This window comes from Affinibrenneria salicis, assembly GCF_008710095.1.
This window is the reverse complement of sequence record NZ_VYKJ01000012.1, coordinates 41,755-57,883: the sequence shown is the minus strand read 5'-3', so window position 1 is coordinate 57,883 and position 16,129 is coordinate 41,755. Positions and strand designations below refer to the sequence as shown.

General features: G+C 63.8%; 12 protein-coding genes. 2 read left to right on the top strand and 10 right to left on the bottom strand.

Annotated features, from left to right (window positions below; translation table 11 throughout):
• Window positions 1–84 precede the first annotated feature (84 nt).
• Window positions 85–1,446, bottom strand: coding sequence for an aspartate aminotransferase family protein (locus FJU30_RS19840; RefSeq protein ID WP_191091650.1), 1,362 nt, complete (start codon window positions 1,444–1,446; stop codon window positions 85–87).
• A complete protein-coding gene (locus tag FJU30_RS19835; RefSeq protein WP_150436711.1) occupies window positions 1,439–2,539 on the bottom strand; it encodes a phosphotransferase in 1,101 nt (366 codons plus the stop codon). Before FJU30_RS19835 ends, FJU30_RS19840 begins: the two co-directional genes overlap by 8 nt.
• 127 nt (window positions 2,540–2,666) lie before the next feature.
• Between FJU30_RS19835 and FJU30_RS19830 the strand changes: the two genes are divergently transcribed.
• Window positions 2,667–3,368, top strand: coding sequence for a GntR family transcriptional regulator (locus tag FJU30_RS19830; protein ID WP_150436710.1), 702 nt, complete (start codon window positions 2,667–2,669; stop codon window positions 3,366–3,368).
• Window positions 3,369–3,516: 148 nt separating this feature from the next.
• Here FJU30_RS19830 and FJU30_RS19825 read toward each other — a convergent pair whose 3' ends face one another.
• The 5 genes from FJU30_RS19825 to FJU30_RS19805 all read right to left on the bottom strand — a co-directional run bounded on the left by FJU30_RS19825 (window position 3,517) and on the right by FJU30_RS19805 (window position 10,202).
• Window positions 3,517–4,920 (bottom strand): amidase family protein, encoded by a 1,404-nt coding sequence (locus tag FJU30_RS19825; protein ID WP_223881648.1) that lies wholly within the window; start codon window positions 4,918–4,920, stop codon window positions 3,517–3,519.
• Between the two features lie 72 nt (window positions 4,921–4,992).
• Complete coding sequence (locus tag FJU30_RS19820) at window positions 4,993–6,660, bottom strand: dipeptide ABC transporter ATP-binding protein (protein WP_150436709.1); 1,668 nt, start codon at window positions 6,658–6,660, stop codon at window positions 4,993–4,995.
• 40 nt (window positions 6,661–6,700) lie between these two features.
• Entirely contained in the window at window positions 6,701–7,579 is an 879-nt protein-coding gene (locus FJU30_RS19815) for an ABC transporter permease (protein ID WP_150436708.1), read from the bottom strand.
• Window positions 7,580–7,598: 19 nt separating this feature from the next.
• Complete coding sequence (locus FJU30_RS19810; RefSeq protein ID WP_150436707.1) at window positions 7,599–8,540, bottom strand: ABC transporter permease; 942 nt, start codon at window positions 8,538–8,540, stop codon at window positions 7,599–7,601.
• Between the two features lie 69 nt (window positions 8,541–8,609).
• Complete coding sequence (locus tag FJU30_RS19805; protein ID WP_150436706.1) at window positions 8,610–10,202, bottom strand: ABC transporter substrate-binding protein; 1,593 nt, start codon at window positions 10,200–10,202, stop codon at window positions 8,610–8,612.
• Window positions 10,203–10,435: 233 nt separating this feature from the next.
• On the opposite strand from FJU30_RS19805, the gene FJU30_RS19800 reads away from it, so the two are divergent.
• The gene (locus tag FJU30_RS19800) at window positions 10,436–11,935 is read left to right on the top strand and encodes a M81 family metallopeptidase (protein ID WP_150436705.1); all 1,500 of its coding nucleotides are present in this window, start codon (window positions 10,436–10,438) and stop codon (window positions 11,933–11,935) included.
• Between the two features lie 207 nt (window positions 11,936–12,142).
• Here the strand turns inward: FJU30_RS19800 and FJU30_RS19795 are convergent, their stop codons facing one another.
• The 3 genes from FJU30_RS19795 to FJU30_RS19785 all read right to left on the bottom strand — a co-directional run bounded on the left by FJU30_RS19795 (window position 12,143) and on the right by FJU30_RS19785 (window position 16,124).
• Window positions 12,143–14,188 (bottom strand): DUF4034 domain-containing protein, encoded by a 2,046-nt coding sequence (locus FJU30_RS19795; protein ID WP_191091649.1) that lies wholly within the window; start codon window positions 14,186–14,188, stop codon window positions 12,143–12,145.
• A gap of 359 nt (window positions 14,189–14,547) precedes the next feature.
• On the bottom strand, window positions 14,548–15,735 hold the full coding sequence (locus tag FJU30_RS19790; protein ID WP_150436703.1) for an MFS transporter: 1,188 nt from the start codon (window positions 15,733–15,735) through the stop codon (window positions 14,548–14,550).
• Entirely contained in the window at window positions 15,732–16,124 is a 393-nt protein-coding gene (locus tag FJU30_RS19785) for a GlcG/HbpS family heme-binding protein (RefSeq protein ID WP_150436702.1), read from the bottom strand. The genes FJU30_RS19790 and FJU30_RS19785 overlap by 4 nt, the downstream gene beginning before the upstream one ends.
• Between the last annotated feature and the right edge of the window lie 5 nt (window positions 16,125–16,129).

The following is a 16,129-nucleotide window of genomic DNA, read 5'->3' as shown; positions in this document are numbered from 1 at the left end:
GCGGGCGGGGGATGGGCCGCCGCGCGGCGGCGCCGGCTAACGCCGATCCCGCAACGGAAAGGCGTCATTCCTGCGCGCCCGACGTTAGCCGCGCGCGGTCAGTTGCGCCAGCACCGCTTCGGTTTCGCTCAACAGCTGGCTGGCGTCGTTTTGCGAAAACACCAGCGGCGGGCGGATCTTCAGCACATTGGCGGAAAAACCGGTGGCGGAAATCAGCACCCGCCGTTCGCGCAGACCGTTGACGATCGCCGTCGCCAGCGCCGCATCCGGCGTTTTCCGATCCGCGTCGCTCACCATTTCGACGCCGATATACAGCCCCGCGCCGCGCACGTCGCCAATCTGCGGGTAGCGGCTGGCGATATCGCGCATCCCGGCGCGAATAAACTCGCCGACCTGGCGCGCGTTGTCCTGCAGACGCTCTTCGCGGATCACATCGAAAGTCGCCTGCGCGGCGGCGATAGCCACCGAATTACCGCCGAAGGTATTGAAATAGCGCTGGTCGCTGCCGAACCGCTTCACCGCCTCATGGGTCACCGCCACCGCCGCCACCGGATAGCCGTTGCCCATCGGTTTGCCCATGGTAATAATATCGGGATCGACGCCGTGGCGCTGATAGCCCCACAGCGCCTCGCCGGTGCGGGCGAAGCCCGACTGCACTTCGTCGGCGATAAACAACCCGCCCGCCGCGCGCACCACTTCAGCCACCGGCGCCAGCACATCGCTGGGGTTGGTGTAGATGCCGTCCGACGAGAACACCGAATCCGCGATAAACGCCGCCAGCCCTTCGCCGTGGCGCTGCAGTTCGTCGATCTGCGCGGCGACCTGTTCGGCCATCCGCTGGCCGATTTCCGCCGGCGACAGGCGATAAGAATCCGGCGCCGCCACGCGCCGCACCCAGGCGCCGAGCGGCGAAAGGTTGCCGAGCGAGGGCGAGATGCCGGCGGTCAGAAACGAGTTGCCGTGGTAGGCCTCGGAGGTAATGATCACGCCCTGACGACCGGTGTAATGGCGCGCGATGCGCAGGGCCAGATCATTGGCCTCGGACCCGGTGCAGGTGAACATCATGTGGCCCTGGCTGCCGATGCGGCCGCCGAACGTGGACAGCAGCTGCTCGGCATAGTCCAGAATCCCGTCCTGAATGTAGCGGGTATGGGTGCACAAACGCCCCATCTGCGCGTTGACCGCCTCGACGACCCTGGGGTGCGCATGCCCGACCGAGACCACATTGTTATAGGCGTCCAGATACTCGTTGCCGTTGCGATCGTACAGACGCACGCCGCGACCGCGGCTGACGTCCACCGGCTGCTGATAAAACAGACGATAGGCCGGGCCCAACAGACGAATACGCCGTTCGATGGCGCTACGCGACGCCGCGTCGAGATGCGCCAGATTATCCGGGTTAAAAGCGTTGACCATTTTGCCGCGGCTATTGTGAGAATCAGTCATGTTGTTCTCCTGAAGACGGGATCATTGTAATAAAGGTGTGCGCCAGCGCGTCGCCGGCATGGTCCAGCAGCCAGCGCAACTGCCCCCAGCCCGGTTCGGTATTGCGCAGAATATAACGGGCATTATCCGGGAAACGCTGCGCGCGCCATAGCGTAATCAGCGCGCGCGCCACCACCCGGCCCAGCACCAGATCGGGCAGCAGCGCCAGTTCTTCCCGGCTGAGTTCGGCGTGGCGCAGATAGCCGCGCAGTAAATCGCGGCCGGCGCTGAACAGGTCCGCCGGCGGATTCTGCGCCGCGTCGCGCGGCAGTTGATTGAGCAACGCGGTCGCCACGTCAACCGCCACCGCGGTATAAACGGTATCGCCGAAATCGATGATGCCGGTGACGAAATCGCGGCTGGCGGCGTCGACAATAATGTTCGACTGGCTGAAGTCATTATGCAGCACCTGGCACGGCAGCGCCTGAATACGCGGCGCCAGACTGAGAAACCGCGCCAGACCCCGCTGCAGCAGGTCGCGCTGTTGATCATCCTGCACCGCGGCCAGCAGCGGCTGCAGCTCGGCCAGATTTTTCACATCCCATAGCAGCGTGCGGCGGGCGGCCGGATGGTCGAAGCGCGCCATCGCCAGCCGCAGACGGCCCAGCACCTCGCCGACCCGTTCGCGCTGCGCGGCCGTCGCGGCCACGCTATCCAGCGGCGTGCCCGGCAGATACGTCAGCAGCCGCAACCAGCGCCGCTGCCCGGCGGCGTCGGCGAGCGACGTCATGCTTTGCCCCTGCCGATTCGGCACGACGGCCGGCACCGGCAGACTGTCGTCCTGCCGCCGCAGCCAGTCGAGCAGATCCACCTGCAGCGCGATCTCGTCGTAGGGTTCGGCGGGATTGGCGATCTTTAGAATATACCGCCGCCCCGCGCTGTCCGTCAGCCGGAAGGTATCGTCTTTCTCGGTGGCCAGGCGCGTCAGCCGGCCATCGAGGCCGAAATGATCGCGCGCCAGCTGCGCCGCTTCCTGCTCCGGCATACTGATAAATTCGGTCGCCAGATCGTTGCCCGCCAGCGCAGACTTCGCGTCATCTTTTCCTGTTGCCATCGTCCACCTTCCTGTTTCATTTCAAACATTGACGATTGTCGACAATATTACAATGCAAAGCAAGCACAGAGTCGACAATCGTCAATAACCTCTTCTATAATTCAGCTTTCCCGACAAGTAAGACCTGATGATGAAAACGCCTGGCCTGCGCCCTCTGACCAAAAACTCCATTGAAACCCGAACCGCCGACAGCCTGCGCGAGTATATTCTGTCCGGCGCGGTCAGTCCGGGGGAACGGCTGACCGAGACCGCGCTGGCCCGGCAGCTGGGCGTGGGCAGAGCCACGGTGCGCAGCGCGTTCCAGCGGCTGGCCGGGGAAGGCATTTTGGTACAGATCCCCTACACCGGCTGGGAGGTTACCTCGCTGTCCACCACCGACGTCTGGGAGCTGTGGACGCTACGCGGCAGTCTGGAAGGGCTGGCCGCCCGGCTGGCCGCGGAGCGCGACGAGTCGGCGCCGCGCGCGGCCATCGAACAGGCCTGGCGGCGTCTGCAGGCCAGTTGCGCCGCCGGCGACATCAATGACATCAACGACAGCGACATCAATCTGCACCGCACCATCGTCGACGCGGCCGGTCACGATCGGCTGGCCCATCAGTACAAACTGGTCGAGCAGCAGGTGCGCCTGTATATCGCCACCAGCAACGCCCGCGCGTCGGACGGCCCCGCCGATATCCTGTCGCAGCACACGCCGATGGTCGACGCGCTGCTGGCGGGCGACGGGCGACGCGCGTCGGACGAGGCGTGGCTGCACAACGAAACCGAAGGCAAGCGTCTGGCCGAGTGGCTGCGCCAGCAGGGCGCGTCTCAGACCGCGCGCGCCGACTAAACGCCGGCGCCGGCCGGGCGGCCTCATTCGTCGTTTTAAATCCGGGCGGCCTGTCGCCCGAGCGCCGTCTGCGCCAACGCACGACGATTGGCCGGCGCCCGGTTTCGCGACGAACGGCCGGCGCCGGCGGGACGGGCGACCGACGCCGTTACTCCGCCAGCGGCAGACGGGGACTGCGCGCCTCGATATCCGCGCCCGCCGCCAGACACAGATCCTCACGGAAACGCCCGGCGACGATCTGGATCCCCAGCGGAGTATTATCGGCCAGATAGCCGGTACACAGACTCAGCGCCGGCAGTCCGGTCAGCGGCAGACCGATCATCGGCAACTGCGCACGCCAGACCTGGCGATACGCCGCTTCGCCCTGCAGATCCAGATCGCTGGCGAACGGCAGCGACGCGCTGACCGGCAGCAGCACCACCGGATAACGCTGCAGAAACTGCGCCCACTGGCGGGCGATGCCCAGCCGGCGCGACAGCGCCCCGGAGAAATCCGCGAGCGTAACGCTCTCCGCCAGCGCCTTCTGCCCGGCCAGCGCGGCGATCGCGCCCGGATCGCCCTCCTGCTGCGCCGCCGCGACCAGCTTCTCATAGCCGTCGCCCATCCACAGCGCGATCTGGATGGCGACGGCCTCCTCCAGCGATATCAGTTCGTCCACTTCATCGACGATCCAGCCGGCATCGCGCAGTTTATCGGCCGACTCCAGCAGCGCCCGACAGATTTCCGGCGCGGTGTCGATGCCGTCCGGGCGCAGACAAACCGCGGCGCGGCGCGGCATATCCGGCCCCTGCAGCGGCGCCGGCACCCACCAGGGATCGTCGACGCTGCCGACCGACATAGCGCGCAACGCCAGCGACAGATCCGCCACGCTGCGCGCGATCGGTCCGGAGACCGCCATAATCTGGCCGCCGATGGTGCGCTCGGCGCCGGAGGCGTTCCAGGCGGCGATGCGGCCAAACGAAGGACGCAGGCCGTGCACGCCGCAGGCGTAGGCCGGGTAGCGGATCGATCCGGCGATATCGGTGCCGTGGCCGATGGCGGCGATGCCCGCCGCCACCGATGCGGCCGCGCCGCCGGATGAACCGCCCGGCGTCAGCGCGGCGTTGCGCGGATTCAGGGTGGCGCCGTGCAGCTGATTGCTGGTAAACCAGCGATAGCTGAACGCCGGCGTATTGGTGCGGCCGATGCTGAGCGCGCCCGCCTGCAGCAGGCTGGCCACCACCGGATTATCGCGCGTGGCGATCAGATGTCGCTGCCCCTTCAGCCCGTTGGTGGTGGCGTAACCGGTCTGGTCTACATTGACTTTAATGCTGACCGGCACGCCGGCCAGCGGACCGGCGTCCTCGCCGGCGGCCAGTTTTCTGTCCACTTCGCGCGCCTGCGCCAGCGTCTCTTCCGGCCGGTACTCCACCACTGCGTTAATCGCCGGGTTAACGCGTTCCAGCCGCTGCAGGCAAGCCTGCGCCACCTCGTCGGCGCTGATATCGCGCAGCTGCACCAGGCTGGCGATTTCCTGCGCCGACAGCCGCCAGAGTTCGGGTATATCATTCATGCGATTTTCCTTGTTGAAGAAGAACAGCGGAAATACCAATAGCCGGGCAGCGGCGCGTCTCGCCGCGCGGAGCTAACCGTTCAGGTCGGGCTGCGCGCCCGCCGGACAAAAATGTTGAAAATCCCAGTTCCGCCCGGGCGCGGCTTCAATCAGCGTGCGCGTATAGCTATGCGCCGGCCGGCTCAGCACCGTGACGGCGTCGCCGGCTTCGACGATCTCGCCTTTTTGCATCACCACGATCGAATGGCATATTTGCGCCGCCACCCGCAGATCGTGGGTGATAAACAGAATCGCCACGCCGGTGCGCCGGCGAATATCCTCCAGCAGATCCAGTACCTGAGCCTGCACCGAGACATCGAGCGCCGAAACCGCCTCATCGGCCACCAGTACATCCGGCTCCATCACCACCGCGCGCGCGATGCACAGCCGCTGGCGTTGGCCGCCGGAAAACTGGTGCGGATAGCGCGTCATAACGTCGGCCGACAGCCCTACCAGCTCCAGCGCTTTAGCGGCGGTGTCCAGCGCCCCGGCGCGCGCGACGCCGAAATTAATCAGCCCTTCGATCAGCGAGTCGCCCACCGTGCGGCGCGGATTGAGCGAACGGTACGGATCCTGGAAGATGAACTGAATTTTGCGCCGCAGCCGGCGCATCTCCGACTCGCGGGTTTTCACCAGATCCACCGCGCCCAGCATAATGCTGCCGCCGCTCGGCTCCTGCAGCCGCACCAGGCAGCGCGCCACCGATGACTTGCCGGAACCCGATTCGCCCACGACGCCGAGCACCTCGCCGCGACGAATGCGGAAGCTGACGTTGTTGGCCGCCACCACGCGCCGGGTCGGGCCCATAAATTTTTTCTCTTCGTAGATCTTATCCAGCCCGACCACCTCAATGGCGTCCGGCGCCTGCGGCCGCTCGGTGTGGCGCGGCAACAGGCTGGGCACCGAGGAGACCAGCATGCGCGTGTACGGCTCGGCGGGCCGCATCAGGATGTCATCGCGGCTGCCGCTTTCCACCAGCGCGCCGCGATTCATCACGACGATGCGGTCGGCGATTTCCGATACCACGCCGAAATCATGGGTAATAAAGATCACCGCGGTCTGCTGGTCGCGCTGCAGCTCTTTAATCAGCGTCAGGATCTGCTTCTGCGTGGTGACGTCCAGCGCGGTGGTCGGTTCGTCGCAGATCAGCACCCGCGGCTTAAGGATCAGCGCCATGGCGATCACGATGCGCTGTCGCTGGCCGCCGGACAGCTGGTGCGGATAGCTATGATAAATACGTTCGATATCCGGCAGATGAACCGCCGCCAGCATCGCCATAATCTGTTTTTTGCGCGCCGGTGCCGGCTGGCGGGTGTGAATACGCAGCACTTCATCGATCTGCATACCCACGCGCTGCACCGGATTCAGCGCGGTCATCGGCTCCTGAAACACCATGCCGATGGTCGAGGCGCGCAGCGCGCGCATGCGCGACGCGCCGGCCTGCACCACGTCTTCGCCGTCGACCAGAATGCTACCGCCGGTCACGCTCAGCGCGCCGTCCGGCAGCAGCCCCATAACCGCCAGCGACGTCACCGATTTGCCCGAGCCGGACTCGCCGACGATGCAGACGGTTTCGCCGGCGTACGCCTGCCAGGAAATATTTTCCACCACCGCGCGGCCTTCGCCGGCGCGGCCGGTTTTCACGGTCACCGCACGCACATCCAGTACCGGGGCCGCGTCAGAGGATTGAGTTTGCTTCATGAATTCTCCCGTTGCAGTCAACCTGCGTTAGCGCCCAGAGTTACAACCGTTTCGCCATGCGGGGATCGAGCGCGTCGCGCACCGCATCGCCCAGTACATTCACGCTCAGCACCGTCAGAGACACCAGGATGCCCGGATACAGGATCATGCCCGGCAGCATCATAAAGTAGACCCGGCCTTCGGCCATGATATTGCCCCACGACGGAATTTCGGGCGGAATGCCCGCCCCGAGAAAACTGAGGATCGCCTCGGTCAGAATGGCGGACGCAAAAATATAGGTACCCTGCACAATCAGCGGCGCCAGGGTGGAAGGCAGCATATGGCGCCACATAATGGTCGGCACCGGGGTGCCGAGAATAATCGCCGCCTCGACGTACGATTCATTGCGCACGCCCATGATGACGCTGCGCACCATGCGCACCACCCGCGGGATTTCAGGAATGGAGATGGCGACCAGCACGGTAAACAGACTGGCGCCCGACAGCGACACCAGCGCGATGGCCAGCAAAATGCCGGGAATCGCCATCAGGCCGTCCATCACGCGCATCGCCACCGCGTCCACCAGGCGAAAATAGCCGGCGATAACGCCAATCACCAGCCCGATCAGCACGCTAATGCACACGGCGCCGATGCCGACCACCAGCGACTGGCGCGCGCCGTAAGCCACGCGGGAGAAGATATCGCGCCCCAGCGCATCGGTACCCAGCCAGTGCTGCGACGACGGCGGCTTCAGCCGCTGCGACGGATCGATATCGATCGGATTCCAGTGGCTGACCCACGGCGCCAGCAGCGCCAGCGCAATCACCAACAGCAAGACAATACAGGCCGACAGCACCGGCCAGCTCAGCAGACTGGCGCGCAGTTGAGCCGCCAGTCCGCCCGGCGCCGCCGGCGCCTCGATCACGGTTTCTGAACTCATCGTTTACTCTCCTGTCGGTTCAGTAGCGGATTCGGGGATCAATCAGCGCATAGAGCAGATCGATGATCAGGTTAATCACGATATACAGGGCGGAAAAAATCAGGATCAGCGCCTGAATGATTGGGTAGTCGCGCGCCTGCACCGACTCCAGCACCAGCCGGCCCAGGCCGGGAATATTGAACACCGACTCGGTCACCACCACGCCGCCGATCAGCATGGCGATACTGACGCCGATAATGGTGACGATCGGCACCGCCGCGTTGCGCAGCGCATGATTGAACAGCACCCCGCTCTCTTTCAGGCCTTTGGCCCGCGCGGTGCGGATGAAGTCTTCGCCCATCACCTCGATCACGCTGGTGCGCACGATACGCGCGATCAGCGCGATATAGGCGGTGCTCAGCGCCAGCGTCGGCAGGATCAGCCGCTCGGCAAACGGCCAAAGGCCTTCGCTCAGCGGCCGATAGCCCTGCACCGGCAGCCAGCCCAGCCAGCGGGCGAACAGCAGGATCAAGGTATAGCCGAAGATGAACACCGGCACCGAGAAACCGACCACCGAGCCGGCCATGATGATGCGGTCCAGCGGCTTACCCTGACGCCAGGCGGCCGCGATGCCGAGCGGGATGGCCACGGCGACGGCGACGATAATGGTCGAAAGACAGAGCGCCAGCGAAGGACCAAAGCGATCGGCGATCATCGACGATACCGGCAGGCCGGAGATCAGCGAAACGCCCAGATCGCCGCGCAGCAGTCCGCCGGCCCAGATGACAAACTGCTGCAGCACGGGTTTATCCAGCCCCATGGTGGCGCGAATGCTATCCAGCTGTTCCGGGGTGGCGCTGTCGCCGGCCAGGATCAGCGCGGGGTCGCCCGAGGTCAGGCGCAACAGCATAAAAACGATGATCGCCACGATACCCAGTACCGGCAGCGTCGCCGCCAGACGTCGTAAAATAAATCCTGGCATAGTCATTACCTGTTCAATATATCGGGAATAAGCGGGCGCGACGCCCGGCGAGACCGGACGTCGCCCGACTCAGCCACCGTTTTTGGTCATATTCCAGAACACCGGCACCGTGGTATTCACCTGATCTTTAACCGTGGCGCGACGCGCCGTCACCACCGAACGCTCGCCCAAAGGAATGGCGGCCGCCTCATCCAGCAGAATTTTCTGCAGTTGTTCGGCGTAGTCCTTTTTCTCCTCTTCGCGGGTGCTGAGCGCGATTTTCAGGCGCAGCGCCTCGGCCGCCGGGAAATCCGGCCAGCCGAACCAGGCCTTCGGCCCATTGGCCGCCGCGGTGATCGAGCCCACCGGATCGGAAATATCGGCGATGGTGTTATAGGTGCTGAAGATATTCCAGCCGCCGTTGGCCGGCTTCTCTTTCGACGCCCGGCGCACCGTCACGGTCTGCCAGTCCATCGCCTGCAACTGTACCTTAAAACCGGCCTGGCGCAGCGCCTGGGCGAACACCGGCGGCATCGCGGCCAGCGACTGGACATCGGTGGCGTGCAGGATAACGATCGGCGTGCCGTCGTAGTTGGCCTGCTTCAGCAACGCCGCGGCTTTGGCCGGATTGCCTTTCACCAGATCCGCCGCGCCGGCGTCGCTGGCGTAGGGGGTATCGCAGCCGAAGAACGCCGCGCAGGTGTGGTAGTATTTCGGATTGCCGCTCTGCGCCTGCAGCACCGCTTCCTGGTCCATCGCCACCAGCGCCGCCTGACGGATCAGCTTGTTGTCGAACGGCGGCTGCAGGAAGTTCAGCCGGGCCACATTTTGCGAGCCCTGCAGTTTATATTCGGTCAGCGTGACTTCGTCGTTGTTTTCCAGCATCGGCAGCAGATCCATCGGCAGGTCCTCAATGAAATCCACTTCGCCGGAAAGCAGCGCGTTCACCGACGTCATGGTGTCCGGCATCGAGATCCATTTCACCCGGTCCACTTTGGCCACCTTGCCGCCCGCCAGTCCGCTGGCCGGTTCGCTGCGCGGCGCATAGTCGGCAAATTTTTCGAACACCGCCTGGACGCCGGGTCGGTATTCGCCGGCGACGAATTTGAACGGCCCCGAGCCGATAGCCTCTTTGATCGGTTCGCCCGGCGGCTGGCTGGCCAGGCGCTTAGGCAGCATGAACGGCGCTACGCCGCTGGATTTGGACAACGCCTGCAGGGCGATGGCGGTCGGTTGTTTAAAGGTCATCGCGAAGCTTTTGTCGTCGATAACCTTGATGCCGTCCAGCAGACTGTTCATCACCTGCCCCAGCTTATCCAGCTGCGCCCAGCGCTGTATCGACGCCACGCAGTCTTCGGCCTTCACCGGTTGGCCGTCGTGCCACTTCAGGCCGTCGCGCAGCACGAAGGTATAGGTTTTTCCATCGGCCGAGACATCCCATTTCTCCGCCATCTGCGGCTGTACCTTGTTGTCGGCGTCGAGCGCCAGCAGCGTGTCGTACACCATGTAGGCGTAGTCGCGCACAATGTAAGCCGTGGTGATGTTGGGATCCAGCGAGCGTAAACTGGCGTGCATCACCGCGTTGATGGTTTCGGCCTGAGCCATTGTCGAGCTGAATCCTAACGATGCTGCCATTAACGCATAGCGGACGTAGCGCTGTAGCGGTAACTTCAAACGGGTCATGTAAAGCTCCTGGATCAATGGGTGGAAATGGCGTTATGCTCTCAATCGATGTTGTCGACAATCGACGACTAAAGTAAAAGCAATTTTTGTTCCAACTCTCAGCCCAGGGTAAAGCGGCGCTTTGCGCACTGCTGGTGCGTTTTGACGCATTCCGGCCGGCGCGGACGCCCTCAGGCAGTGCATCGCGGGCGGGACTCAGACGGGCGTTTGCCCAACACAGTGAGGAGAAAACAGTGCGTATCGTATATGGCGGTTTTGAGCATGAAACCAACACGTTTGCTCCCAGTCCCGCCGACTGGCAGATGTTTGAACACGGCGGCGGCTGGCCGGGTATGGTGCAGGGAGAGACGGTATGGCCGACGATCCGCGGCAAGAATATCCCGGCCGCCGGCTTCGTCGAACAGGCGCTGGCGCACGGCGCCGAGCTCATCCCCACTGTGTGGGCGGCGGCCAGCCCTTCCGGGCCGGTGACCCGAGACGCCTATGAACGCATCGTGCGGCTGATCCTCGACGGCATCAGGGCGGCGCTGCCGGTGGACGCGGTCTATCTGGATCTGCACGGCGCGATGGTGGCCGAACACGTCGACGACGGCGAAGGCGAACTGCTGCGCCGCGTCAGAGCGCTGGTGGGCGCGGACATTCCGCTGGTGGCGAGCCTGGACCTGCATGCCAACGTCACGCAGACCATGCTGGATCAGGCCGACTACCTGGTCGCTTTTCGTACCTATCCGCATGTCGATATGGCGGCAACCGGCGCTCGCGCCTGGGATTTGCTGATGCGCCGCATCGCCGACGGCCGGCCGCCGGCCAAAGCGGCTCGGCGCGTGCCGTTCCTGATTCCCATCAGCTGGCAGTGCACCGATACGGCGCCGGCCGGCGATCTGTATCGCGAACTGCAGACGCTGGAAGATCCGCACACGCACCTCTCCTTCACCATGGCCTTTCCGGCGGCGGATTTCGACGGCTGCACGCCGCTGGTATGGGCCTATGCGCCGCAGCAGGCGCAGGCGGAGCGACTGGCCGATCGGTTATATCAGTCGGTATGCGCGGCGGAAGCGCATTTCACCGATAAAACCTATACGCCGGATGACGCGGTGCGCTATGCCATGGCGCAGGCCGCGGCCGGCCATCGCCCTATCGTCATCGCCGATGCGCAGGACAACCCGGGCGCGGGCAGCAACTCCGACACCACCGGCATGCTGCGCGCGCTGGTGCGCAATCAGGCGCGCAACGCCGCCCTCGGCCTGATGGTCGATCCGGCCGCGATGGCGCGCATCCTGGCTGCCGGCGCCGGCAGCCAGCTCACGCTGGAACTGGGCGGCCGTTCCGGCCGCCGCGACGACCCGCCGTTCAACGCCACCTTTGAGGTGGAGCGTATTCTGACCGGCCGTTTTCGCGCGACCGGCCCCTATTTCGGCGGCTTCGAGATGGATCTGGGGCCCAGCGCCTGCCTGCGTATCGACGGCGTACGCGTGGTGGTCAGCACCCACAAGGCGCAGATGGCCGATCAGTCGATGTTCCGCTTCGCCGGTATTGAGCCTACGCAGCAGGACATTTTGGTGGTTAAAAGCGCGGTACATTTTCGCGCGGATTTCTCCGCCATCGCGGCCGGGATTATCGTGGCGGCCGCGCCCGGCTTTATGCCGGTGGACCTGGCCACGCTTCCCTGGCGACATCTGCCCGACGGACTGCGCCTGATGCCGATGGGGCCGGCCTTTCGGGCGCCGGACTGAGTCCGCCGGGCGGCAGACGAAAAAAGCCGGGCGCAGGGCCCGGCCGAGTTCGCGCGCAGGCGGTTACTTCCTGCGCGGCAGCGGCACGCGCGTCGCTTTCTTGATTCTCTTTTGCATGAAGTAACGCCCGATCATCGCAAAGATGAACATGATGATCCATCCTGTCAGGTGCATATTCCCTCCTTCATCGGGATAGTCTGTCGCAGTTTATTTACGCATCACCTTTTCAATTAACCCGGACATCCACTCCGGCACCCGCTGCTGGTCTTTCTTCGCCCGCCGTTTAAACACGAAATCGAAGCCGAAAGACTGCTTCATACATAACTGGAAATCAGTGTACGCCTTGTCGGTATCCCACTTTTGCGCGAATTCAATCCACAGATGGGCCAGGTAGTAGTTCTTTTCCATCCCGCGGGCGTTAAGCGCGGCAAACGCGTAAACATACGCCATATAAGCCAGCTGTTCCCAGCTCACCCGCCCCTCCAGCAACACCGCGGCGCATTCGTGGCGCAACGCTTGAGTAATCTGCCGTTCATCGTCCGACCAGACCAGCGCGCAGGCATAGTCATATTGCGCGACCGGATGCCCGGCCGCTATCGCCTTGCGCAGCAGCTCGCAACGCGCCGCCTGCAACGCGCTTTTCTCCGCCGAATCGGCGGCGGCGTCCATCCGATCCTCCAGCACCCGGCTCTTCAGAAACAGCGCGGCGGCGGAATGCTGACGGCAGGCCTGTTGCAGATACTGATCCGCCCGGTCGGCCGCCGGCGCAATCTCCAGCTTTGCGGCCAGAGAGGGTTGGCGTCCGCCATAAATATCGTTCAGCAACAGCGCGGCGTTCATCACATCGCGCCCGGCCAGCGCCTGCAGAAAACGCCGCGCGTCTCCGGCCGATCCCAACCCGATAAGGCGCGGAAGGATGGTCTCCAGCATTGCGCTGTCGATGCGCTCGCCGGTAGCGACCAGGCGCTCAAGATAGGTCTCCGCCGGCAGAGGAAGGCGCAGGCCCAACGCCGGCGAAAAACCGGCGAAGGCGCACAGCGCCCGTTCCGTCGCGCCGTCCCCCTGCCCCTGCGTCATCTCCAGACAGCGCTGCAGTAAATGTTGCGAATCGTCGACGCCGTATTCCGGGTAAGCGAGGATCTCGCTTAACCACGTCAGGATGAGATCGCTGTAATTGAAGATCTGCCAGTTCTCGCCGCTGGCCAGAATCAACGTCAGACTGTCGTAAATACGGCGGGCGAAATGGCTGCTCAGCTTATAGAACTGCTTCTCTGCGTCCAGCAAATAGGCGTTGCACATGCCGGCATAGTACAGATAACCGTCGATCCTGTCCCAGGTGGACATATCAAGGCTCAACAGCTTGCGAAAATCCTCATCCAGTTTGAGTACCGCCCGGCTCTTATTACTGGCGGGCCAGTTTCCCGGGTTGTTGACGGAGTCATACTCTTTCTCGCGCAGCAGTACATTACGCTGCTGCGGCGAGAGCGCCCGACAGTAGTCGCTGGCGATAAAGTTATCGATATCTTTGTGTTTATCGTCGCCATACCAGCGAGGATACAGATAATAGATCAGCTGCTTGCGAGCGCTGAGGTTCTGCGCATCGCATTCCAGCACGCGTTCCAGCCAATAGCGCGGCGGGAAATCCTCCTCATCATCGCTGGCGGGCGGCAGGCCGGTAATAAAGGGCTGTGGATGGGTCGGCCAGCCGCCTTGCTGCCGCACGAAACGCACGGCTTCATCGCTGTAGCTGCTGAGCGTGAACACGATCGGCTCGCGCTGATTGAGAAACCAGGCCGGCTGGTAGAAATGGCCGGACGCCATCAGAAGATGCAGATATAGCGGCGCGCAATCTTTATCGAGCGAAATGGCTTTCGCCGCCCAGTAGAACAATAGTTCATTACTGACATAAGCGCGCTGCCACTGGTTGTGGCACACATACTCCGCGTAGTAGCCGCCCCGCTCTTCCGACGCGATATTCAGCCAGTGATTAGCCAATAGCTGACAGGGATAGCCCACATCCGGCTGCGCGTCGTGCCAGTCTACCAGTTGCTGCGCGATATGCCGGCTATCTGTGCCGCGCACATCGATCAAAAAACCGAGCGAACTGAAGAACAGATAATCGAACGCGTCGCGGTTCGCCTTCATTTGCCGTCTGGCGTTATCTAAAAATGCGCTCAGCGCAGCATAATTGCCCTGCTGTAAATATCCCCTCAGCATCGCGCGCGTGGTGAAAATATCATTGAACGACAGCACGGTATTCCCTTTTTCAGACTGATCTGCCGCGCAGTCTAGCCGGGGAAAAATTCTCCGGTCAATGAGATACGTCTTATCCATGGAGCAAAGATGGAACGCGGTGCGGCGGGTCTGGCGCGAGGGCGAGGAAGCCGGGGATCTCTCAGCGCCTGACAACGGCGAGCGCCGCTTTCACACGGGGCGATAAATATCCGACGGCGCTCAAATTCCGGCGTCGGGCATTAACGCGTTGGACGAAAAGATCGGGCTGAATATGGCTAATCGCACGTTTACACATTCACTGCGCCGGCGGCGATTCTATCGCGTCAGGCGCCGCCGCTCGCGGATGCGCCTGACGTATTTCGTTATCCCTGACCAGGTCAGGCGTTCGCCGGCTGTTTTCTGTCCCGCCGGGCCAGCCAGGCCAGCGGCGCCTGCGCCATGATCGTCAGCGCCACCCCCGCCCAGGGCGTCAGCGCCATCTGGTCGCGGGCGACCAGCGCGCTGCCGACCGTTTCGCCCAGCGTAATCCCCAGATTAAACGCCGAGATATTCAGCGCCGAAGCGAAATCCACCGCGCCGGGCGTATAGCGCGAAGCGGTGGCCAGCATACCGGCCTGAAAGCCCGGCGACATGCCAAAGGCCAGCACGCCCCAGATAAACAGCACGGCGATCATCGGCAGGCGCCAGGACATCAGCAGCGCCAGCGCGATCAGCGTCAGCAGCAGCAGAGCCAGCATCCGCCGCAGGGCGCTCTGCCACCCCAGGCTGGCCGCCAGCCGTCCGCCGGCCAGGTTGCCCTTCAGCGTGGCTACGCCAAACACAATCAGCAGCAGACTGGCGCTGTTCGATGAAAAGCCGCTGATACCGGTCAGAATAGGCGTAATAAAGGTGAAGGCGGCGAAGCTGGCGCCAAACCCCAGAATCGTGACCGCCATCATCATCAGTATCGGCGGCTGAAACAGCGCCGTCAGCTGATTCAGCGCGCGCCCCGCCGCCGGCGTGTCCAGCGACGGCACCCACAGCGCGGTCGCCAGCAGGGAAAGCGCGGCCAGCGCCACCACCGCGAAGAACGGTAAACGCCAGCCGATGCCGTTGCCGATCAGGCTGCCGAGCGGGACGCCGATCACCATCGCCAGCGTCAGGCCGGCGAACATCAGGGCGATGGCGCGGCTGGCCTGACCGGACGGCGCCAGGCGGGCGGCGACCGTGGCGCCGATGGCGAAGAAGCTGCCGTGCGCTACCGCGGTCACGATACGGCCGGTCAGCAGCATCGAATAGCTGGTCGACAACGCCGAAATCAGGTTGCCGGCCATGAACACCGTCACCAGCCCAAGCAACAGCGGCTTACGCGGCAATCTCGCCAGCGCCAGCACGACAATCGGCGTGCCGATAGCCAGCGCGAGCGCATACAGCCCGACCAGTCCGCCGGCGCGGGCCAGCGGCACGCCAAGATCCTGGGCTATCGACGGCAGTACGCCGACCACGATAAACTCGGCGACGCCGATGGCGAACGCGGTGACCGCCAACGCCAGCACGCCGGGGTGGATAGCGCGAGGCCGCGTCATAGACGCCCCGCCGCCCATAGCGCGATGCGTTGATCGGCCTCTACCGTGGCGCCCGCCACGCCGGCCGCGCCGATGACCCGGCCCTTTTCGTCATACAGCAACACCCCGCCACCAAAACTGATCAGACCGCCGTTGGTGGACTCCAGCGTATAAATGGCGCCGCCCGGCCGGGCTTCCGACCCCAGTTCGATGCTGTCGGTACGAAACAACGCCGCGGTGCGCGCTTTCTTTAACGACACGTCGACGGTGCCGGGCGCCGCATCGTCCATGCGCAGAAAGCCGCGCAGCAGTCCTGCGTCGTCAACCACACTGATGGACACGGCAAAGCCCTGTTCGCGCGCCTGCTCCTGGGCGCGCTGAATGACCTGTCGGGAAATGGATTCGAACATGGGAA